This window comes from Pristimantibacillus sp. PTI5, from assembly GCF_048572955.1.
Taxonomy (GTDB): domain Bacteria; phylum Bacillota; class Bacilli; order Paenibacillales; family Paenibacillaceae; genus Pristimantibacillus.
On the sequence record NZ_CP183886.1, the window covers coordinates 511,487 to 533,333 of the forward strand.

Below are 21,847 nucleotides of genomic sequence, written 5' to 3' on the forward strand. Positions count from 1 at the left end.
TAAGAGCTCCTTCTTCAGCTGGGTTTGACTCAGATTACCCTTTTACGGCACCTTCGGCAATACCGTGCATAATAAATTTTTGGAAGAACGAATAAATGATGATGACTGGAATTGCCGTCAGCACAAGCGCGGCCAAGATGAGCGACCATTCTTTGTTATACTCGCCGAACAGCGTGTTCGTAGACAAGATCAGCGTGTAATCGTCTACGTCCGTCAGCATCAGCAGCGGAAGCAGGAAATCATTCCAAATCCAAAGGAAATCAAGAATCGCAATCGTTACCGTAATCGGAACCAGCAGCGGGAAGATGATTTTGAAAAAGGTTTGATACTCGTTGCAGCCATCGATTTGAGCGGCTTCCTCCAGCTCTCTCGGAATCGATTTCACAAAACCGTGATAGAGGAATATTGCCATATTGACGCCGAGACCAATATATATAATTGCAAGACCATACGTGCTGCCTTGAACAGACAAGGCCTTGGCCATTCTTGTCAACGGAATCATAATGGAATGAAAAGGCACGAGCATCGATGAAATGAACAAGAAGAAAATAATGCCGCTGATTTTCCCGCTAGTCCGGGAAAGCTTATAGCCGGCTAATGCCGAGCATAGGATGATTCCCCCGATGCCGAGCACAGAAATGATAACCGAGTTGAGCGTGCTGTTCAGCAGATTCAGCTGGCGGAAAGCGTTCACGTAATTATCGAATTGAAAGCTCGTGGGAAACGAAACAAATGATTCGAACATTTCACCCTGCGTCTTGAACGAATTGATGACAGCCAAATAAATCGGAAAGAACGAGATGGCTGCACCTATGGACAGCAGAAACGTAATAAGAATTGAGGTTGATTTTTTCTGATTCATGCTTCTACCTCTTTTCTCTTCATGACTTGAATTTGGATCAAAGTAAAGACGAGTATGATAATAAACAAGATGACTGATTTGGCGCTCGCATACCCATACCGGAAGTTATTCGAGAAAGCTTCCTCGTAAATATTCATCGTAATAACCTGCGTGCTTCGTCCAGGACCGCCGCCTGTTAAGCCGTATACGACCTCGAACACTTTAAACGCTCCGTTTAAGGTAAGGAAGAAACAAATGGTAATTGCATGCGTAATCATCGGAAGCGTTACATTGCGGAACGTTTGGAACGCGGTTGCGCCGTCAATGACCGCTGCTTCCTTCAAGCTTTGCGGTACGCCCTGCAAACCGGCCAAATAGATAATCATCATATAGCCAACGCCATTCCAAAGCGATACGGTTAATATGGAGAAGAAACTGATTTTCGGATCGCCAATCCAGGCTTGGTCAAGAAATGTAATCGCTGTCTTTTCTGCCAGTTGAGGCAGCACCTGCGCGAATACAAACGTCCACATGAACGCGCTTATGATTGTACTGATCATGTTTGGCATAAAGAAGATGGTACGGAAGAAGCCTTTGGTCTTTTTGCGCGATTCAATAAAGACGGCGATCAGCAAAGCGAATACATTTTGCAGCACCACCATAAACAGCACATACTTTAATGTAAATAGGATGGATCCCACAAAATCCGGATCTTCTTTTAGCGCTTCGATAAAATTCCCAATACCAATAAAGCTGTAATTTTGATTTAAGCCATTCCAATCCGTAAAGCTGTAGTACATACCTCCAAGCGTCGGAATGAGCAAGAAGATGGCATATAATATAAATGCAGGCCCGACGAATGTTAACAGCGAGATGTATTTTTTGTAGCTCTTGATCGGCACAGTATCCGCCCCTCTCCTATGTGTCTCTAAAAATAAGGGATGAAGAGAAGACGATATTCTTTCTCCTCTTCATCCTAAGGTCCTACGATTACTTATTTACTTTGTTAAACGATTTCCAAGCTTTGTCTAACGCTTTAATGACGTCATCTTGTGAAATTTGACCCGCATAATAAGCTTGAAGACCTTTACCTACTTCATCTTTAACCGATTGTGGAATAGCTGGATCTTGATACGATTTTCCTTCTTTTACGTATCCCGTTGCGTCATTTACCCAAGGATAGCTCTCATACGTGTGGATGGTTGCAATCGGGTTGAATTTCAGCGCTTGGAAGAATGCGTTAGAAGCAGTGTCATCCAATACGTAGTTAATGAAATCAAGAGCAACTTCTTTGTTTTTAGTCGTTTTTGATACTGCCAGCGAAGTCGAAGCGCTTAGATTGATCAGCGTAGCATTCGGATCGTCATTAATCGGCAATGGTGCCACGCCGAAATCAAGATCCGGGTTGGATTTGAGAATCGTTTCCGCGTACCATGGACCTTGCAGCCACATTGCGCCTTTTCCGGCAGCAAACGCTGCAGCGCCGTCATCGCCGCCCACTTCCGTTGCTTTTTCCGTGCCGTTTGCGTTAATCAGATCAAAGACGTCGAACATCGATTTCATTTCCGAGAATGAGCCTTCATCCTTGTTCATGCGCTCGATAAAATCAGCATTCTCCGTGTTGATGATTGCGCCTGCAGCAAGCGGCAGGAGCAGCTGCGGAATCCATGCTTCTTTATACGAAAGAACGAATGGCGTGATGTTTTTCGCTTTCAGCTTTTCTACAACCGCTTTCATTTCAGTCAGCGTCGTAGGAGGCACTAGTCCGTTATCTGCAAAGATCTTTTTGTTATATAAGTATCCCCACGACAATGTTTCCAAAGGAACGGCAACAACCTTGCCGTCCGTCGTTGTAACGGATGGTTTTACGCTGTCGAGAAGCTTGCCTACGAATGGCTGCCCGGTCAAATCCTCTAAGTAACCTGCTTTATAGTAGGATGGAATCTCATTGATTGCGTGAATCGCAAAAATATCAGGCGCATCGTTGGATGCCAAGCGCGTCTTCAAAATTTGTGCGGCATTATCGGCAGTCGGCATTTCCAGCTGAACCGATACATCGATGTTTTTCTCTGCTTTCTCTTTTGCGACAAAATCTGCAATGTACTTATCGTAATGCTCTTTGAGTCTTGGCTGCGCGATAAACATTTTGAGCTTCACGCTCTTTGCTTCTCCGCCTGCTGCTGCCCCTTCGTTTGTGCTGCCTGTATTATTTGCATTATTTCCGCAGCCTGCCAGCAGTGTTGTAGCGAGTACGGTTATTAGCAAGCCTTTCATTACTTTTTTCATCTAATTTGACCTCCCAGAAGCTTGTTTTGTTTACGCTTTCATTGTAACTAATTTTTGAAAGCGTTTAATTGGACAGAATTAGACTCTTTCCTTGGACAATTTTAAACCTCGCCGTTCTTCCGCATTTCGCCCGGTGCAACGCCGAAATGCTTCTTGAATACACGGTAAAAATAAGTAATATCCTCATAGCCCGCCATCTCGGCAATCGCTTTGATCGGGATGCTTTCATCCAGCAGCCATTCCTTTGCTTTGACCATTCGCAAATGAAGCAAATAGTCGGTGACATTGCGCCCGTACTCCTGTTTGAACATCTTGCTCAAATATTCCTTGCTCACAAAAAAAGCCCTTGCCAGTTGCTCTAGTGTTACCGACTCCGTAAAGTGTTTATCCATATAAAGACGGACTTCGTCCAAATTTAACTTGTTTTTGAACTTACGCTGCTGCGTAAGCTGATCGATGGTTGCGGCATAATGATAAATGAGAAACGAAACCGTATTGGCGCAGGACTCCACCGTTTCCTGCCCAAAGGGAGCGTGTAATCCCTCGCTGTCCTGTGAATTGGAAATTTTCAATTCCTTGAGCAGCAGGAGCAGCTCCTGAACCACCTGTTCAAGCATTGCAGGCTTCGTAATCCCATTATGCTCAAGCTCATTTTGCATTTGAATCAGCGTTGCCGTTATGCCTTCTTTATTTAACTCGTTAAAATGCGTCTTCAGCAGCTGTTTATAGGCTGCCAGCAAATAGGAGATATCAAGATCCAGCGCAAATACGCTTCGCTCCGTTTGCGCGGACTCGATGCTGTTTTTGCAATTGCTCAGCGCCGAATCCAGCTCCTTGGGATCAACCGGCTTAAGCAGATAATCCATCGCTTTATAGCGCAGCGCATGCTTCGCGTATTGGAAGTCATCGTAGCCGCTGATCACGATCGTCTTAATTTGCGGATATTGTTCTTGAAGCAGTTGAAGCAGCTGAACGCCGTCCGTTCCCGGCATCCGCATATCCGTAATGATAATATCGGGTTGAAGCTCCTCCGTTTTACGAAGCGCTTCCTGTCCATCCTCCGCTTCGCCCACGATTTCCATGCCTAGCTTTTCCCATTCGCCAAAGGCCCTGATGATGTCTCTTGTCCAGCTCTCATCATCCACGATCAATACTTTTATCATGATGCTCGCCTCCTGATTCATTAGGAATGGTAACTGTAACCGTTGTCCCTTCTCTGGGCGCGCTTTCTATTGCAATTCCGTACGCGGAACCAAAATGCATCCGTATGCGGGATGCGACATTTTGAATGCCGATTCGATTGCCGTGCGTCCATACTTGCCCGTTCTGGTGATTCAGCCGCCTTTTTAGATCGGCAAGCTTGTCCTCGCGAATGCCGACGCCGTTATCCCGGATGCGGATACGTACGGCAGCAGCCTCGCATATAATCGATACGCTGAGCTCCCAGCTTCCGGGTTTATTCTCGAGCCCGTGAAAAAAAGCATTTTCCACGATTGGCTGTAGCGTCAGCTTCGGAATGGAGCAGGCCATTGCCGATTCGTCCATATCCGTTGTATAGCTGAGCTTGGAAGAAAATCTTTGCGATTGAATAAGCATATAATTGTTCAGATGCTCGATTTCCGCTTTTAAGGAAGCAAGATCATTAGGGTCGCGGATGACATAACGGAACATATCGCTTAACGAACGGATAATTTCATAGCTCTCTGCAGGTTTTTTGGTGAAAAGCATACTGCCGATCATCTGAAGCGTATTTTGCAAAAAATGCGGATTGATTTGCGCTTGCAGCGCTTTAAGTTCCGCTGTCTTTTTCTCCAAATTCATGCTGTATTCCGTTTTGATATGTTCTCTTATGCGGTAAGACATGTTGTACAGCTTCGTTTCAAGCAAGCCGATTTCGTCCACGCGATTGCTTTGCGGCAGCTGTTCGGTTTCCTTTATAATGCCAAGACCTTGCATGGATCTTGCAAGCGTGACGATCGGCGTCGCCGTTCGCCAGGCCAGCAATATCGCGATCAAGATCGAAATTACAATGGAAATCGCGCCTACGATTAAGCCAAAATGCATCGTTGATTGCGCGCTTTTATTAATAAAGCTAGTTGGGATAATCGTAACCAGCTTCAACCCGACCGGATCGATCGTATTGTAGAAAACATACTCCCCCGGCAGCCGGAAGTAACCTTGAACCTCTGTCGTTTGCTTGATTTGATCCATGATTTCTTGCGACGGCTTCTCTCCGAAAGGCTGGTAAAGCACGCTTCCGTCATCGCCTGCGATAAGAACCTTGTGTTCCTCGCCCCTGCCGATTAAATTTAGCGTCTGATCCAGCATCGACCATCGGATTTTCAGCGAAATGCCGCCGAGCTTCTCGCGGTTCTCAAAGCGGTTAATGCTGCGGATAAGCTGGAACTCCCCGTCATCTCCGCTCTTCGATTGAATAATGAAATCCTTGTTTTCCTCAAACAGCTCCTTGTAAGGAGAAGGTATTCCGGTTGACGACTCCAGATCATTTTGATTGGAGCTGATGGTAAACAGTTTACTCGGCTCTTTCAGAAACAGCTCGACGCCGATAACATGGTTGCCTGCGGAATAAAATAAATTGTTCAGCGTATCCATGATGTTTTTTTGCGCCGCAAACTGGTTATAAAGACGAGATCCTTCTATGCTCATAAGATAGTCGTTAAGATGCGGGCTGATTAGAACGGTGTATACGAGATTGTTCAATTGCGAAAACTGCTCGCCTAAATAAATACCCGTCCATTTCATATTGGATAAATTCGTGCTGATGACCTCGGTTTCCATCGACTTCCGGTTATTTTCGGCTGCCAATGCGGTTACGGCTACAATCGGAATAACGGATAAGATAATCATCGTAAAAATCAATTTATTGCGAATGCTTCGCCGAAAGGGATCCGACAACGTCCTCATTAGCTTTGAAAACATGGCGTCGAGACACCTCCTTCTATTCTTCCTGCCTATGGCGCAAAAAACTAACGCCCTATCTTGCTGGCGTTAGTCGGTATGCGCTCGTTATCCGCACGGGATCACGATTGTATGAAAGGATTCGGGCTCAAGCTGGAAAAGACGCACTTCGTCTCCTACGGCTAAGCGCAGCTCTCTTTGTTCTTTGAAGGGATTCGCAAGGACAACGACATGCGTGCCGTCAGGCTTCTTGAAGGCGACCGCATTGCCTGCCCAGGAGCCTTTTAAACCGGCTCGTCTATCATTTGGCGACGTGAAATGCGCAAAATGCTTCATTACGTAATATTCCGGATTGCGCGTTACGGTCCTCGACGCCTTGTCGATGGTAAGCATCGCATTCTGCTCCCAGCCCCAAGTGCTTCTTCCCTTCGGCTCAAGCGCCATATTCCAATAAATATAGGCATTCACGCCGTTCGAGAAATAATGCTGATAGAGGTTGAACACATACCGCGCGTAGAACCATGTGTTCTCCCCGTCGCCGCATTCGTTCTCGGTTTGCATGTAACGAAGCTCCGGATAGCTCTGAACCGTCCGCTGGATCGCGTGCTTCCCTGCCCATTGGTAGCCGACGCCCTTCACATACTTATAGGTTTCCGGGTCGCTTAGCACCGTATTCGCGTAACCGTTGAAATCCGTTTCCTTTTTCTTGAGCCATTCATCCCAAGCTTCCGGCGCGTTGATCGTACCCAGCCAAATTTCCGTATCCAGGCCATGCTGCTCGAAGGCCGGTCCCAAGTAGTCGCGAATAAATTCGCGCAGCTGCTCGCCTGTCCAAACGCAGGAAGGGAACTTTTGATCCGCCACCACTTCGTTTTGGACATGAACCTGGTGAATCGTAATCCCTTCAGCTTGATAGGCTTGAACGAACCGGACGAAATACAGGGCATAAGCCTCCAAGATTTCCTTCTCCCAGCGCAGCGTTCCGTAATTGTAGGATTTCGGGAATTTCATCCAGGTTGGCGGACTCCAAGGGGAAGCAAACAGCTTCAGCTCTGGATTCTGCTTCAAGGCTTCTTTGATATAGGGAATCAAATATTCACGGTCACGGGCTATCGAAAAATGCTCCATTGCCAGATCGCCGTCGGTTTCGTTTAAGCTGTACCACTCTAACGCGTAATCGCTTGCGCCGATCGGCAGCCGGCAGATACTAAAGCCGTGTTCGCCGTCCGGATGGAATAACGCGTGCATAACCCCGCTTCGGTCATCCTCCGATAACTGCTGAAGCGCCGCGTAACCCAGTTCATTAAAGCAGCCTCCGAAACCTTCCAGCAGTTGAAATTGTTCGTTCGTAACCGTCAGGTTGGCATTTTCTATTTCTGTATCCAAAATAGGATTCTCTGACCAAGGCTTGGTTTCCGTACTTGAAAACCATTGTATCCTTTTCTGCTTCATAACCGCAAATCCAACTCCTTGTAAGCGTTTTTTCCATTATAGCCTCTGAATGAAAGCGTTTAATTGGATAAAATTAGTTCCTGTAGTTGGACAATATTAAACCAATCGAGATTTTCGGCTTCTTATTACGCCAATTGTGACAATCGAAAATCGTATATTCAGCCTTCGTCACCGATGCGATCCGATTTGACGAGATTATCGGTTATGTAAGAGCCAGCTTCACCTATGAGGTGAGCGGGCGGAGCTTTAGCGGTACGGCAGAATCCTTGGCTTTAGAAGTAACGGTGAACGGGGATGATGAATAGATTCCGAATGTTCAGCACGCAAAAAAAACCCGACCGGACCTCCTCCGTCCTAGTCGGGTTTTACTTATAACCGCTCCTGCCTCCATAGCTCCTTCACCAATTGCTTCAAATAGAGGGACTGGGACCAACGGTCGCTAATCTCGGTTTGCCTGGAGCCCCCCTCATCCACCGTGATTGCATAGGGCGCTGGCCCAAGCTCAATGACTACGGGAAACCGATCCCGCGGATGCCTGTTCCCCGAACGCCAATGCTTCATCGCGCTTGCCCACCATCTTGCAAAATGGGGAAGCATCGGATGCACTCCCGCTTCGCCCGGATCAATCTGGATCTGTTCCCCGTTTGAAATTCGCGTATGGATGCTGTAAGCGTTTAGCAGCAAGCCCTGCAGCATTTCCTCCGCTTCGGGAGATACGGTATGCAGCTCGCCGGCGACCACATAATGAGAATAGTCGATCGTCAGCATGAGCGCTGGAAGCGCCTCTAAAAATTGCTTGGTACGGATCAAATCCTGTGTTATGGTGCCGCGATGTGTTTCAATGTAAACCGGAATACCCGCCTGCCTTGACAGCGCATCGATGCCGGACAACAGCTCAAGCGCCTGATCACCGATCAGAAAGGGTCTCATCACCTGCGCGTTGATATAGCCGACATGGCCAAAGGCAACCGCGCTTTCTAAAAATTTGGCCATATCCGCAATTGAAGACGGGTATGCATTCACGCTGAAGGACAGGTTGTATTGCTCAAGCAGCTCCTTCCAGTGCGCACTCTCATCCCGAGCAGGTATAAAAGCGTTTATTCCGTCAAAGCCGTTTTCCGCAATGAGCTTCACCTTTTCTTGGAAGGTTGCCGCATGCCCCGCTGTTCCATTTAATCCGTTCATTCCCCACCAAGACATCTCGACCAGCAATTTTTCCTGGCTTGTATCCGTCATTAGTGTGGATACGCCATATCGAATTCCACTCCGCATGGCCCTCCGTCCGTATTGATTTCCAGATCGACCAGCGTTCCATCCTGGCGATGCAGCGGGCGGTAGTGATTGCTGATATGCGTGGCTGAAGCGTTTGCGTAATGGCAAATAAAGGCTCGCCGGAATTGATCCTTCGTCTTATTTCTGTAAGAGCCGTGAATAAGATTCCCGTTGAAAAACAATACGTCACCTTTATCCATAATAACCGGCATCGCTTTTTGATCTTTTGGCGGCTTCACGTAATGGGTGGTGAAGGATTCCGATGAATCCGCGAGCTCTGGGCAGCTAATCTCATGCTCGCTTGTTTTCGGTACGATTAACAGCCCGCCATTCTCCTCTGTGGCCGCATCGATCGCCGTCCATGCCGCAATACAATTGCCCGGCTCCACCTGCAAATAAAAATTGTCCTGGTGGAGCGCTTGGCCGCGCGAGCCCGGCGGCTTGTAATAAAACATACTTTGGGCTGCCAGCGCCTCCTCGCCGTACAAATCGGACAATACCTCCATAACCGGCTTATGAAGCATATATTGCTTTGCGGTTTCATCGAACCGATGCGGGTGCATCACGCGCGGATATCGCTTCAACGGATCCTCCGAACTACCGGTTAAATCCGGCTCGAATAAACCGGGGATGACCTTTTGGCTGATTTCCTCGAATTTTTCTTCAATCGTGCGGACATCCTGTTCCGAGAAAAGGCCTTTTACGATTAAATACCCTTCTGTCTGAAAATGTTCGACTTGCTCTTCGTTCAATACGCTCAAAGCTCTGGTCATTGCATTTCACTCCTTGGACATATGAATTCTTCTTCTTGACATAATCATAGAACTTTCGTTATTTTTAGGGAAGCAAGCTTACTGCTGAAAAGTAATGGTATTCTGCTATTATTAATTTGGGAGGGCCGTTTCATGACCAGATACAGCACACCGAAAATCAAGCAAATTTCATCGTACGCCTCTCTTGTAAGCGGTTATTTCGAGGAATCTGATTCCTACAAATCTCGTAGGCCAAACGGAATGGAAGAATGGCTTCTTTTCTTTACATTGGAGGGCGAAGGGTATTTACGCACGCCTGGGGGCGAGAAGCGCTGCAGCCAGGGCCAAATCGCGCTGCTTCGTTCCGGGATTCCGCATGAATACGGGACAACGAAAGGAAACCGCTGGAACTTCTACTGGGTTCACTTTCACAAACTGCCTGAAATCGACTACCTGCCAAATGACGAGATCATTATCGCAGCTATTCCGGAGGGAAATATGCGGCATCGTGTACAGCAGGCGATTCACGATATATTAACGGATTCCAGAGAGCAAGCCGGCTTCTGGCATATGCTTTGCGAAAACTCGCTGCGCGAGGTTATCCTGCTCGCCGCCCGGCAGCTCGAACAGCGGCTTGATCCGAGAATCGAGCTCTCTTTGCAATATCTATCACGGAATATGAATCAGAACTTTCGCCTCGAGGATTTAGCCGGCAGCGTTGGCCTTTCACTCTCCCGGCTGTCTCATCTCTTCAAACAGGAGACAGGCGAAAGCGTCCTGGAGCATTTGAACCGACTGCGGCTTCAGCAAGCGGCGTTGTTGATGGAACATATGGGGCGAACGGCGACCGAAGCCTCGCTCGATGTCGGCTTTAACAATTACAATCATTTCGCCGCGTTATTTCGTAAAGCCTACGGCAGCAGCCCTAGAACGTACAAAAAAGAAAAGACTACTCGCGGGGAGTAGCCTTTTCCTTTTCTTTATGTTTCCATGCGGGGTATGTCTGCTTAAACCTTCTGTGCAGCAAGATCCAGCCATTCCATCTCTGCCTTGGTCAGCTTAATGAGAGAGCCTGAATCGCAGGAATGGAGCTCGTCGGATGTTTGGGCACCGATTAGCGCGACGGTTGGAAATGGCTGATTCAGCACATAAGCAAGCGCAATTTGGATCGCGCTGACATTTTTCTCCGCTGCCAGCTGTTTGGCACGCTCCAACCGCTCCCAGTTTTCATCGCTGTAAAAAACTCGGACCAAATCGGCATTGTCGCGAATTTCCGGAGAGAATCTGCCGGTAAAGAAGCCTCTTGCCTGCGAGGACCAAGAAAGCAGCGGGAACTGCTGCTCCTCATGCCAAGCGCAAGTCTCTTCATCCGCGGATATGCAGCCTGCCCAGAACGGCTCATTCGCTTTGGCAAGGCTCAGGTTAGGGCTGCTGAACGTGAACCCTACAAGCCCTTTGCCCGCTGCGTATTCATTGGCTTCCTTAATCCGCTGCCATGACCAGTTCGATACGCCGATCGCTCTGACCTTTCCGGCCTGAATATGCTCATTCAGAATGTCGATGACATCGCCGGCCGGCACGGCCGTATCATCGCGGTGGAGAGCGTAAAGGTCGATATAATCGGTTTGCAGGCGCACAAGGCTATCCTCCAAATCCCTTCTGATCGCCTCTTTGTTTACACGCGGACCGTTTTGATCATGATGCGCGCATTTGGTCAATATGACCATCTGCTCTCTATTGCCCCGCTCTTGCATGTAACGTCCGATTACTTCCTCGCTCTGTCCGCCGCAGTAAATATGGGCGGTATCCACCGAATTTCCGCCGATCGCAATAAACGCATCCAGATTAGCTGCCGCTTTCTCGTACGAATCGTGGAAAAAATAATCCGAGCCCTTCATTAAACGCGATACCGGCTTTGGCGAGCCCTCGATTTGAATGTATTCCATTATGAATTGCCTCCTCGTTCATTCGTTTTTTATAGGGTAATTCTAGTGCGTTCACGTGCAGAAAGCAGACATGCGTCAATGACTTTCATATTTTTCAAAGCATCCGAAGCACCAAATTGCAGCGGCTGTCCGCTGGTTATGGCCCGCGCCAAATGATCGGCTTGCTCGGTATAGGTGTTCATGAAAGGCACCTCGATTTCCTTGCGCCCGTCTTTCGTGCTCACGTAAAAATTAGCGAGACCAGGCTCGTTCGACAAGTATGCGGAAGGAACCTCGATCAGCCCTTCCGTGCCGAGCACTTCAAGCGGGTTGCGGAATGCAGCCCACATGCCGCAATCGAAGGTTAGCGAAACCGAGCCTTCAAACTCGACGAGACCGGAAGCCATCATATCGACATCGTCATGCTCCGGCGAAAATAGCGCCTGCACCGTCACCGCTTCTGGCTCCTTGCCAAGCAGCAGGCGCGCGGCATTGATCGGATAACAGCCTACATCGTATATCGAACCGCCACCCCATTCCTTGCGGTATCTGACATTTTCCTTATGGCCTGCGTTGTTGAAGGTAAACGCGCTGCGAATGCCGCGAACCTCACCGATTTGTCCCTCATCGATGATCTTCTTTATCATGTCATACCGCGGATGGTACCTGTACATAAAAGCCTCCGACAACAGCACGCCCGCTTTCGCGGCTGCCTCCGCCATCTCATACGCTTCTTTCTCGGTCAAAGCGAGCGGCTTCTCGCATAAAATATGCTTTCCGGCTTCCGCTGCCCGGATCGTCCATTCCCGGTGCAGATGGTTAGGGAGCGGAATGTATACGACGTCGATGGAATCATCTTCCAGCAAAGCCTCGTAGCTGCTGTAAGCGACAGGGATGTTCAAATCCTCCGCCGTCTTTTTCGCCTTCTCCCCGTCGCGGCTTGCAATGGCCGCTGCTTCATTTAATGTTGAGAGATGAAGGCCGGGAATAACGGCTCTCTTCGCGATACCCGCGCATCCCAGGATGCCCCATTTAAGCTTTTTCGTCGTCATTACTATCGTCACCTCAATTGAAATTTTATGACTATATTGTGATTTCAAGCATAGATAACCGTCACTGCCATCGTACATAGCAGTCTTTAAAATTATCGTGATGAAATTAGAATCATTTGGATATCTAACGCTTTACCCTAGTTTAAAGTAGATTTCAAAAAAATAAAATGATATTATTTTGTTATACATTACAACAATATTGTCATCGAGGTGAACGATATGCAAAGGCAAAGCCATCTGCTTACGCTGCCAAACAATCCTTTCTTCTGCTTTCCTGAATCGGTCGGCAATTACTGGAATCATCCCGAACATTTCACCCTTCGGACCGCAGGCTCGTTAAACAACTTCAATATCCATTACGTCGTTTCCGGCAAAGGCTATGTGGAATGGGACGGCAAAGTTCACACGCTTGAGGCCGGCGAAGCCGTACTCTATTTCCCGCTGCAAAGGCAGCACTACTACAGCAGCAAGGATGACCCTTGGGATATCAGATGGGTGCATTTCTACGGCAGCGGCTTGCAGGATTATATGATTGAACGCGGCTTTCACAAAAGCCAGCTTTGGACGATACGCCAGCCTGCCGCATGGGTCCAGGTCCATGAAGAGCTGCTCGTCGAGGCCGAGACGCACCGCATGCTGCGCCCGACTAAGCTTTCCGCTCTGACATATGCGATATTGAGCGTATTCGTCGAGCAGGCCGTGCCGATCTCAGGCAGCAAGGCAAGCAGTTCCGGGAATCGGATTCTAGAGCTGCTTCCGCTCATGCAGCAGGAAGCGGCGCAGCCTTTCGTGCTCGAGCAATGGGCTGAGCAAGCCGGCGTCAGCCCCTATTATTTTTGCAAATTGTTCCGCAGCGTGATGGAAATGACACCCATGGACTTCATCACGCGAAGCCGGCTGCAGATGGCTAAGCAATGGCTTCTCGAGCGGAAGGATGTCAATATTGGCGAAATCGCTGCTGATGCCGGCTATCCGAGCGTCAGCTATTTTAACAAAAGATTTATGGAGCATGAGGGAATGACGCCTACCGTGTACCGCCAGCTTTATGGAATTTGAAAGCTCTCGCATGAAAAAAAAGAAGCTGAGCCAATAAGGCGCAGCTTCTCTTCTATTCAAGATCATTTAAAGCTCTGCAAACCGACCGCCGTTATCGGCTGAACGCAGCTCTGCTTCTATGATTTCAAGCGTGCCGACCGCACTCTCCGGCGTGCATTTCAATACAGGCTTCCCGCTTTGCACCGATTCGATGAAATAGCTGATTTGGCGGTAATAGCCCATGTCCTCCGATAATTCGGCAACAAATCCAGGCGCGTGCCGCGGATTCACCTTCAGCTGCCCATTTTCAAAAACGAGGTTTCCGCCCTCGAAATTGACGCGGTACGTCATCGAGAAGCCGAAGTCGCCTTCCAGCGTCCAGTCGGCCTGCGCGTTCAGCACTTTGCCGTCAGGGTAAATATAATGGGTGGATACCGCATCATAGCCGCTGCCTGGAATGACATTTCGGGCAATGGCCGATACCTTATCCGGTTTGCCAAACAGCCAGTGGACCATATCCGCGTCATGAATATGCATATCCAGCAGACAGCCTCCGCTCTTGCTGCCATCGAGAAACCATCCCTTCGGCGCACCGGAGCCTCTAAAGAAATAACCGCCCGTGACCGCACCGTATCGGCCATCTTCGACCGCGGACTTCAAATACTCGTAGGCCGGCCAGAATCGCAGGCATTGGCCGATCATTAAGGTTTTCCCAGTCTTCCTTGCGGTATTCGCCATCCGCCAGCCATCCTCCGAGCTGCCTGCCGCAGGTTTCTCGCACAATACATGTATGCCTCTCTCCAGCAGCGAGCAGGCTAAGTCCGCATGCAAATAAGTAGGCAGCGTAATACTCACGATATCAAGCTGTTCGCTATCCAGCATCGCTTCAATGTTGTTATACAAGCGGTAAGGCGAGAGATCGTACACCTCCTGCTCTGTCGCGATATTGCCTGAAGCCTTGCCCTCCTTCCGTTCTTCGATCAGAAGATCGCAAATGGCAACCAGCTGCACCGGCGCCCCTTCTGCTGCAAGCCGAACATAATTATCGAAGTGCATGCGTCCCATAAAACCAAAACCGATTAAACCAACCTTTAGCATGACGATACCTCCTCTAAACTGATAATTAGGTTTGCCGGCGGCCCAGAATGGCATCCATCGCCAGGGAAGAATTGAAAATGATTTGCTCCGAATGATGCGTGTAGGTCGGGATCATTTCTGCCGTTACATAGTTGTTGTAGCCGACAGCCTCCAAAGCACCCATAACGGCTGGATAATTCACGTCGCCGGCCAATAAATCAACGAAGCCATGCAGGCCGCCTGCAGCGCGCCGGTAATCCTTAAAGTGAACCTTCTTGATGCGGCTGCCCAAAATCCGGATCCAGTGCTCGGGGTACCCGTTCTGCAGCGCATTGCCGACATCGAAATACGAGCCCACATAATTGGAGCCATGCGCATCAATAAATGTCCGCAGCTCAAGGGGCGAGAGCAGAAATTTGTTCCAGACGTTCTCGATGCCGATGGACACGCCCGCGCTCTCCGCATGTGGCACCAACTTTCCGATCGCTTCAAGCGCCCGGTCATATGCATACTCATAATCGACCGTCTCGCTTCCGGGAATAAAATCAACGCCTACCGCGCCGGGAATGACCAAAATCGTATCGACGCCTAGCGCTGCCGCAAGCTCCAGCTGCTTTTTGCAGACATCGATGGCTTTCGCTCTCGTTGCCTCGTTCCCGCTAGTCATGGGATATGACCAATATAAGCCCGTAGCCAATCCGGCAATTTCTAGCTCCGCCTCTGCCAACATCTCTTTGATCCGCCGAACTTCCTGATCGGATGACGCCAGGCTAAGCTCGCCCGTTTCGTTCAATGACAGCTCGATGCCGTCAAAACCCGCCTTCTTCGCCAAGCGAATGCTATCCGCGATCGTCGTGCCTTCCCTAAACGACCAAATGTTAATTCCTTTTTTCATGGAATGGCCTCCTACTCCTTTTGGCTAATTTCGCGCTATTGAACGGACAGCAGTTGCATGTGATAATACCAATATAATAATCGATTAGATCAAATAATGATTTAGCCGGAACAGCGATTTTTTGGACAATTCCGTGATTTATTTCATTCTGTATATAAGGAGGATCCCATCCCTTGACTAGCAATGAACCCGTCTTTCCGCTGCAGCGCGCATCCCGGTTCCAAGAGTGGTCGCCGAGCATTCATTACGCTCAATTTCAAAGCATGCCAACCGGAGCGCTGCCGCAGCGGCGGCTCTATGATTTCGAGCTGCTTTACGTCTGCCAAGGCGAAGCGGCTACGCAAATGCACGGCCAACGCTATAAACTAGACGCAGGCCAGCTTATTTTTTTACCCTCGGGGGTCTATCACCAAAATGAAATTACCTCCGCCCCGGAAGCTCGTTTCTTGGGGATTCATTTCGATTTCTTTGACGAGCTCGATATCCAGACGGAGGCTGATATGGTTGTAAACGAATCCGATGTCCAGCCTCATAAATTTACTTGCGAGCCGTATGTTGAAGGACTCCCGGCCTTGTCCCTAAATCCGGTATATACGCCCCCGCTCGCATGCGTTCAGCTGATGGAGCAGCTCGTACACGAGTTTACGATGCGTCACTTTGGATATGAGCTCGTCTGCAAGGCGCTTATGCTGAATATATTTGCCCAGCTGCTGCGTTCCCCGCGAATCCGAGCTCTTTCTCCTGCTTCGATGCATGGAGGAAAGCTTATCGAACTAATGGAAAGAATTGAAGCTTCGCCTTCTTCTCCATGGACGAATACAAGCATCGCGGAAAACATGAATTTAAGCGTCGACCACTCGGCAAAGCTTTTCAAACAAACCTGCGGCATGCCGCCAAGCGAGTATGTGCAGTCCATTCGACACCGAGAGGCAAGGAAGCTGCTGCGCGAAACGGACCTGTCCGTCGAAGCAGTCGGGGAACTCGTTGGCTACTCCGATATTCACTACTTCAGCCGGATTTTCCGCCGTCTTGAAGGCATTTCACCGCGAGAATACCGGAAGCTGTCGCGTATTTTATAAAGGGTATGCCGACTAATGAATTCCTCCTCTTCCAGGCGGCCATTCCTAGCTATACGTAAAAGCACGGATATCGTAATCATTACGCTTAGTTAGCATATACTTATTTATTGCCGCGCAATTAACGTTCATTTTATAGGAACTGGAGAGGAATTTAATTTGAAAATCCCTGTTATCGTGCTTAGCGGTTTTCTAGGAAGCGGAAAAACGACGCTGCTCCTTCGCCTATTAGCAGAAGCCAAAGCAACCGGTTTGCAGACCGGCGTGATTATGAACGAGCTTGGCCAGCTCGATGTTGATGGTCATATTTTGAAGGAATATTCCGGAACGAAGATTGAGAAGCTCTTGGACGGCTGTGTCTGCTGCAGCAAGCGCAGTGAGCTCGCTTCCAGCATTCAATCCTTGTGCCTAAGCAGGCCTGATGTTATTTTCATCGAGCTGACCGGTGTGGCAAATCCGGAGGAAATCGCAGATGTGCTGACGGAACCCAATATCCATGCCAGCGTGCGCTTAAAGCAAATCGTAACGGTGCTCGATGCTGAAAACGTGCTGGATTACAACAGCTTCTTCGAATCCGATACGGCTTTAATACGGACATTTCGCCGGCAAATCGAAACCGCTGATCTGCTGGTACTGAACAAAACGGATCTCGCATCCGCACCAAAGCGAAGGAAGATCGACCAGTTGCTTCTCAAACATAATTCAACCGCTGTTGTAATCCCCACGACACATAGCCGGATTGACTCTGGCCTCTTGCTTGCGGATATCGCGAAGCAGGAACGAAGGACCGTTTCAGCGGCCGCTTCCTCCTTCCGGCTTCTAAAGACCGCCCCTCACGCAGGTGAGTATGGCAGCAGCTCCGCGCATCGCGATGGCGAATCTGCATCTTATTCACGCGTGCAGACACTCTCGCTGCCGCTCGCGGCGGGAAGCTATCCAAGCCGGAAGGCAATCGAGAAATTTTTGCTAAAAAACAAAAACCGCCTGCTTCGCGCCAAGGGCTATGTACGCTTGCTGCCCGATTCGCCCGTCATGCTGCTGCAGTTGGCCGGGAACCAGCTTACATGGTCAGAATCCCTTTATCAAGGACCGTCCTACCTCGTATTGATTGGCATTGATTTTAATAAGCAGGAGCTTGAAGAGCAGTGGAGAATATTGGAGAGGCAATAGCTCTCGGCAACGGCTGCCATCCGGCCAATGATATGATTTGTGCAATCATCCGCGTGGCCATATGGCCACGCGGATGTCTTAATTTTATAGAGGTCATGTCCGTTTCTCATCATTTCACGACCTTTTGAGCTGTGCTAAAGTAAAAGCAACACAACGAAAAGAGGGAAAAGCAATGACGAGAACGATCCGAATTGGAATTATAGGAAGCGGCGGCATCGCAAGAGCCCATGCTTCAGCTTATAAGAAAATGCCGCTCCATGCTGAGATAGTAGCGGTCGCAGACAGCATGCCGGGCAGAGCGCAGGCCTTTATCGAGCAAGAGGGATTAGTCAACGCCGTCGCATTCGAGGACCATCGGAAGCTTCTGGAGCTTGACCTTGACGGCGTCAGCATTTGCACGCCGAACTTCGCTCACCATGAAACGTCTGTAAACGCTTTAAACGCAGGCAAGCATGTACTAGTGGAGAAGCCGATGTCCGTCACCTTGCAGCAGTCTATCGAGATGGTCGAAGCCGCTGAGCGCAGCGGAAAAATGCTTACGGTCGGCTTTCAGCCAAGATACGACCCCAACATGTCATTGATACAAGAGATCGTGCAATCGGGCAAGCTGGGCAAGGTATATTTTGTAGAAACCGGCGGCGGCAGACGCCGCGGCATGCCTGGCGGCACCTTTATCCGCCAGGAGCTTGCCGGAGCAGGCGCCATGGCTGATATCGGCTGCTATTCGCTCGATATGGCGCTTAATGCGCTGGGCTACCCTAAGCCGCTCACCGTGTCGGCTTACACCTCGAATCATTTTGGATCCAACCCGCTTTACCACCGCGAAGCCGCAAATTTTGACGTTGAGGATTTTGGCGTCGCGATGATTCGCCTGGAAGGCGATATTATTCTGAATTACAAAACAAGCTGGGCTATGCACATGGATTCGCTGGGAGCCACCATGTTTCTTGGCACAGACGCCGGCCTCAAGGTCACTCCCGCAGGAACCGGTCCTTGGAGCGGCGTGTGGGATGGCAGCGTGGGCAGCATGACGCTTTACCATGATGTCGTAAATCAACATATCCAATCTACCATTCCCGTTATCGACCATGGCTTGAATTTATTCGATGAGAAGGTTAGGGACTTCGTGGCCGCCATCACGGATAATCGCCCGGCACCGATTCCCGGAGCGGAAATTTTGTATAACCAAGCGATTATCGACGGCGTACTCCGTTCGGCAGCAAGCAAACGCGAAGTAACGATTGAACTGCCTTAACAAGACAAAACTCCGCATGGAGAGCAATTCGAGCCGCCCGAACGGTCCATGACCGTTCGGGCGGCTTTTTTTTCCCAATAAAAAAGCAAAAAGCCGTTCTGCAAGAGAACGGCTTTCAAGCATTTGCCTCGGTTAAACGGATGATATGATGCCGCGGTTGCTGTTCTTCGCAAAGTTGATGATCGACTCGTACTGCGTCTTAGCGATCCGGCGGTCAGACATCGGAAGGTGAGGGTTTTTGACAATCTCGGCTAGCTTCTTGAGCTCCTGCATTTCCGCAGGGGTCACTTTGACCGTAATTTTCCCCACGTGCTCCACCCTCCTTACCATGTATTGATCTGGCATAGATTCATAAGCTTTTTGGTTTATCAGCTATGGTCATTATACGCAAGATATAAATAAACTTGCATGTTATTTTGGCGGCGTGCGCGGATTTGGATCATCCATTTCCTCTGGGAACAGGTCTGCGAATTCTTTGTTTTGTTTGCTTTTCAAATAGGATAAGCCTGCATAGCCGGCAAGCAGCGAACTGCTGACGACTGCAAAGTTGTCCGTCGTATTCGCCATAGACAAGGCTGTTTTGGCCAAAATGCCCGTTCCGATCGCAATCAATAAATCGCCCAAAAAACCGAGATCGAAAAATATCTTTTTTTTCGCGTTGCTATGGTTCCTGAAGCCGATAACAAAAATTGCAAAATAATAGCTGCGTTGAATCCATTTGATTAACCAATTCGAAGACAAAGCAAGTCCATCTTCATCATATTCAATGACGAGCTTTGGCAATTCGATAATCCCGTTTTTCACAAAATGTCCAATAAGTCCGCCCACTAAACTCATGGATATCGATAAACCAAACACTTGAATGAAGGCCTGAAAGCTAGAAATGACCATTTTCCCATGACCACCCTTCAACAACGCATTAGCTTGGCAGCATGTATCGCGCTACTTTCACTTTATGTCGCTGTTTAAAGGTTCACGACTATTTTTTTGCTTGTCCGTCCTCGAACAGCCCAAGCAGCATGGTCGGGAAAGAACCTCTTTCATTGCTCATGAGCAGCCGAATCATCTCATCGCCCAAATCATTTTCGCTTTCTTCCTTAATCTCTTCGATCTCGTTATGCAGCCGCTCCATTTTCTTATCCAGGGCTGCCGCGGAATCCGCTGCTTCCTTCAGCTCTTGCAAGAGGTGAGGCGGTATCGCATGCTTATATTTATAATAAATCTTGTGCTCCAGACTTGCCCAAAAATCCATCGCAATGGTTCGTATTTGCACCTCTACGCATACATTCTCGCGTCTGTCCGATATAAACACCGGCACCTCGATGAGAAGATGGAGACTCTGATAGCCGTTCGGTTTAGGGTTCTTAATATAATCCTTGACCGCAAGCAATTTCAAATCGCTTTGATTTTGCAGCATATCGCTAATGCGATAAATATCGGAAATAAAGGAGCAATTGATTCGCAGGCCGGCAATATCCTTAATTTGCTCGCGTATGCTGGTTAATGTAAGCTCGCTTTGCTTCCGGTATATTTTTTCAATGATGCTCTTCGGCGATTTCAAGCGCGAGCTCGTATGCTCGATCGGATTATACTCATGCAGCAATTGAAATTCCTCTTTCAAAATATCAATTTTTGTTTCCAGCTCCTGCAGGGCAAATTTATACATCATTAAAAATCTTGTAATTTGCTGCTTTACTTCTTTCATCTTTTGCATTTGATTCATTGCCATGCTTTTGTGATCCCCTTCCGCTTCCTGCGGTGTTGTATACTGCGCATGTCTAGCTAGTTGTCGAGAAGCTTATATATACGCCTCAGATGCTCCAAGTCCTCGTCGGAAATGCGCTCGCTCATATATTGTATAATAGCATGGTCTCTTTCTTCAAAAGATTCGATGTATTTCTTCCCTTCTTCCGATATGGCGAGAAGCACGACACGCCTGTCCTCGTCACCGCGTATTCGTTGAATGAGGCCCCTCTCTAAGAGCTTGTCCCCCATGAGCGTAACCCCGCCCGCTGTTATTGACAGCATCTCAGCCAAATCCGTTGATTTCATGGGACTCTCCCGATTCAAATATTGAAGCATTCTAGTTTGGTTTACAGAAAAACCGCAATCCACGCCCTTATGCCACTCTGCTCTCATTTTCTTATAAACGCTTTTCAGAACGGGATACAATTCTATCCATACATTATAGTTGTTCATACTGCACCTCATTTCTCGCACAGGATTGACTTCTGCTGCTGATCGTTACTATAATTGCTTTGGCTACCTAATTAATTTATAAAAAATATTCACCGAGGTGAATCGATTGAACGAAGATAAATACGATAATGTAGCGGATCTCATCGATGTATTCCAACGCTTCGCTAGAGCGGACTGGCGTAAAAAAACGATGTGGGGAGGTCTCAAAGCGAGTGAAATCAGAATGCTCGTATGTGTCAAACAAAGCAACAACAAAGGTGAGACGGGCACAACGGTAACAGAAATCAGCAAAAGGCTGCAGGTTACGTCGCCGACCGTAACGCAAATGCTCAACAGCCTGATAGCCGCCGGCTGCGTGATCCGGACTACCGATAAAACAGACCGCAGAATAACCGAAATTACATTAACAGATAAAGGCGATCAGATTGCCACCAAGGCGATCGACCGTTTTCAATCGGTTTTCAAAGGCATCATTGACGAGTTGGGCAAGGAACAATCCGACCAGCTGATCCTAATGCTGAATCAAGTATTCCAATATCTCCAGTCCGTCAACCATTTAGATGATCTATAATACAGAAAGAGGATTTCACCTGCGGCAGCTGCTGCTGCGGGTGAAATCCTTTCTATAAGAGCCGCTCTTC

General features: G+C 48.6%; 22 protein-coding genes. 6 read left to right on the forward strand and 16 right to left on the reverse strand.

Going from position 1 to position 21,847, the window contains the following annotated elements; translation table 11 throughout:
* Positions 1–34: 34 nt before the first annotated feature.
* The 8 genes from ACN6MW_RS02630 to ACN6MW_RS02665 form a co-directional block, all read right to left on the reverse strand.
* On the reverse strand, positions 35–862 hold the full coding sequence (locus tag ACN6MW_RS02630) for a carbohydrate ABC transporter permease (RefSeq protein ID WP_419874095.1): 828 nt from the start codon (positions 860–862) through the stop codon (positions 35–37).
* Positions 859–1,743: a carbohydrate ABC transporter permease gene (locus ACN6MW_RS02635; protein WP_364149654.1), complete on the reverse strand. Its 885-nt coding sequence runs from the start codon at positions 1,741–1,743 to the stop codon at positions 859–861. The genes ACN6MW_RS02630 and ACN6MW_RS02635 overlap by 4 nt, the downstream gene beginning before the upstream one ends.
* An 88-nt stretch (positions 1,744–1,831) precedes the next feature.
* On the reverse strand, positions 1,832–3,127 hold the full coding sequence (locus ACN6MW_RS02640; RefSeq protein WP_419874096.1) for an ABC transporter substrate-binding protein: 1,296 nt from the start codon (positions 3,125–3,127) through the stop codon (positions 1,832–1,834).
* A 101-nt stretch (positions 3,128–3,228) separates the two neighbouring features.
* A complete protein-coding gene (locus ACN6MW_RS02645; RefSeq protein ID WP_419874097.1) occupies positions 3,229–4,290 on the reverse strand; it encodes a response regulator transcription factor in 1,062 nt (353 codons plus the stop codon).
* Positions 4,265–6,067: a sensor histidine kinase gene (locus ACN6MW_RS02650; protein ID WP_419874098.1), complete on the reverse strand. Its 1,803-nt coding sequence runs from the start codon at positions 6,065–6,067 to the stop codon at positions 4,265–4,267. Before ACN6MW_RS02650 ends, ACN6MW_RS02645 begins: the two co-directional genes overlap by 26 nt.
* An 87-nt stretch (positions 6,068–6,154) precedes the next feature.
* A complete protein-coding gene (locus ACN6MW_RS02655) occupies positions 6,155–7,498 on the reverse strand; it encodes a glycoside hydrolase family 30 protein (protein WP_419874099.1) in 1,344 nt (447 codons plus the stop codon).
* Between the two features lie 369 nt (positions 7,499–7,867).
* Entirely contained in the window at positions 7,868–8,770 is a 903-nt protein-coding gene (locus ACN6MW_RS02660; RefSeq protein ID WP_419874100.1) for a sugar phosphate isomerase/epimerase, read from the reverse strand.
* On the reverse strand, positions 8,734–9,543 hold the full coding sequence (locus ACN6MW_RS02665) for a phytanoyl-CoA dioxygenase family protein (RefSeq protein WP_419874101.1): 810 nt from the start codon (positions 9,541–9,543) through the stop codon (positions 8,734–8,736). Before ACN6MW_RS02665 ends, ACN6MW_RS02660 begins: the two co-directional genes overlap by 37 nt.
* A gap of 132 nt (positions 9,544–9,675) precedes the next feature.
* Between ACN6MW_RS02665 and ACN6MW_RS02670 the strand changes: the two genes are divergently transcribed.
* Positions 9,676–10,488: a helix-turn-helix domain-containing protein gene (locus tag ACN6MW_RS02670; RefSeq protein ID WP_419874102.1), complete on the forward strand. Its 813-nt coding sequence runs from the start codon at positions 9,676–9,678 to the stop codon at positions 10,486–10,488.
* Positions 10,489–10,529: 41 nt separating this feature from the next.
* Here the strand turns inward: ACN6MW_RS02670 and ACN6MW_RS02675 are convergent, their stop codons facing one another.
* Entirely contained in the window at positions 10,530–11,468 is a 939-nt protein-coding gene (locus ACN6MW_RS02675; RefSeq protein ID WP_419874103.1) for an aldo/keto reductase, read from the reverse strand.
* Between the two features lie 29 nt (positions 11,469–11,497).
* Entirely contained in the window at positions 11,498–12,499 is a 1,002-nt protein-coding gene (locus ACN6MW_RS02680) for a Gfo/Idh/MocA family protein (RefSeq protein ID WP_419874104.1), read from the reverse strand.
* 219 nt (positions 12,500–12,718) lie between these two features.
* Between ACN6MW_RS02680 and ACN6MW_RS02685 the strand changes: the two genes are divergently transcribed.
* Positions 12,719–13,555: an AraC family transcriptional regulator gene (locus tag ACN6MW_RS02685; RefSeq protein WP_419874105.1), complete on the forward strand. Its 837-nt coding sequence runs from the start codon at positions 12,719–12,721 to the stop codon at positions 13,553–13,555.
* Positions 13,556–13,621: 66 nt separating this feature from the next.
* On the opposite strand, the gene ACN6MW_RS02690 is transcribed toward ACN6MW_RS02685, so the two are convergent.
* A complete protein-coding gene (locus ACN6MW_RS02690) occupies positions 13,622–14,632 on the reverse strand; it encodes a Gfo/Idh/MocA family protein (protein WP_419874106.1) in 1,011 nt (336 codons plus the stop codon).
* Between the two features lie 25 nt (positions 14,633–14,657).
* Positions 14,658–15,506 (reverse strand): sugar phosphate isomerase/epimerase family protein, encoded by an 849-nt coding sequence (locus tag ACN6MW_RS02695; RefSeq protein WP_419874107.1) that lies wholly within the window; start codon positions 15,504–15,506, stop codon positions 14,658–14,660.
* 173 nt (positions 15,507–15,679) lie between these two features.
* On the opposite strand from ACN6MW_RS02695, the gene ACN6MW_RS02700 reads away from it, so the two are divergent.
* The 3 genes from ACN6MW_RS02700 (at position 15,680) to ACN6MW_RS02710 (ending at position 19,007) form a co-directional block, all read left to right on the forward strand.
* Positions 15,680–16,585, forward strand: a complete 906-nt coding sequence (locus ACN6MW_RS02700) for a helix-turn-helix domain-containing protein (RefSeq protein ID WP_419874108.1) — start codon at positions 15,680–15,682, stop codon at positions 16,583–16,585.
* Positions 16,586–16,741: 156 nt separating this feature from the next.
* The gene (locus tag ACN6MW_RS02705; protein ID WP_419874109.1) at positions 16,742–17,752 is read left to right on the forward strand and encodes a CobW family GTP-binding protein; all 1,011 of its coding nucleotides are present in this window, start codon (positions 16,742–16,744) and stop codon (positions 17,750–17,752) included.
* A 172-nt stretch (positions 17,753–17,924) separates the two neighbouring features.
* Positions 17,925–19,007 carry a Gfo/Idh/MocA family protein gene (locus ACN6MW_RS02710; protein WP_419874110.1) on the forward strand — a complete coding sequence of 361 codons (1,083 nt, stop codon included), beginning with the start codon at positions 17,925–17,927 and terminating at the stop codon, positions 19,005–19,007.
* A 132-nt stretch (positions 19,008–19,139) separates the two neighbouring features.
* Here ACN6MW_RS02710 and ACN6MW_RS02715 read toward each other — a convergent pair whose 3' ends face one another.
* The 4 genes from ACN6MW_RS02715 to ACN6MW_RS02730 all read right to left on the reverse strand — a co-directional run bounded on the left by ACN6MW_RS02715 (position 19,140) and on the right by ACN6MW_RS02730 (position 21,206).
* Entirely contained in the window at positions 19,140–19,316 is a 177-nt protein-coding gene (locus tag ACN6MW_RS02715; protein WP_308999161.1) for a hypothetical protein, read from the reverse strand.
* Between the two features lie 102 nt (positions 19,317–19,418).
* Positions 19,419–19,898: a hypothetical protein gene (locus ACN6MW_RS02720; protein ID WP_419874111.1), complete on the reverse strand. Its 480-nt coding sequence runs from the start codon at positions 19,896–19,898 to the stop codon at positions 19,419–19,421.
* Positions 19,899–19,986: 88 nt separating this feature from the next.
* Entirely contained in the window at positions 19,987–20,736 is a 750-nt protein-coding gene (locus tag ACN6MW_RS02725) for a GTP pyrophosphokinase (protein ID WP_419874112.1), read from the reverse strand.
* 53 nt (positions 20,737–20,789) lie between these two features.
* Positions 20,790–21,206, reverse strand: coding sequence for a MarR family winged helix-turn-helix transcriptional regulator (locus ACN6MW_RS02730; RefSeq protein WP_419874113.1), 417 nt, complete (start codon positions 21,204–21,206; stop codon positions 20,790–20,792).
* 106 nt (positions 21,207–21,312) lie between these two features.
* Between ACN6MW_RS02730 and ACN6MW_RS02735 the strand changes: the two genes are divergently transcribed.
* Positions 21,313–21,777, forward strand: coding sequence for a MarR family winged helix-turn-helix transcriptional regulator (locus ACN6MW_RS02735; RefSeq protein WP_419874114.1), 465 nt, complete (start codon positions 21,313–21,315; stop codon positions 21,775–21,777).
* Positions 21,778–21,847 lie beyond the last annotated feature (70 nt).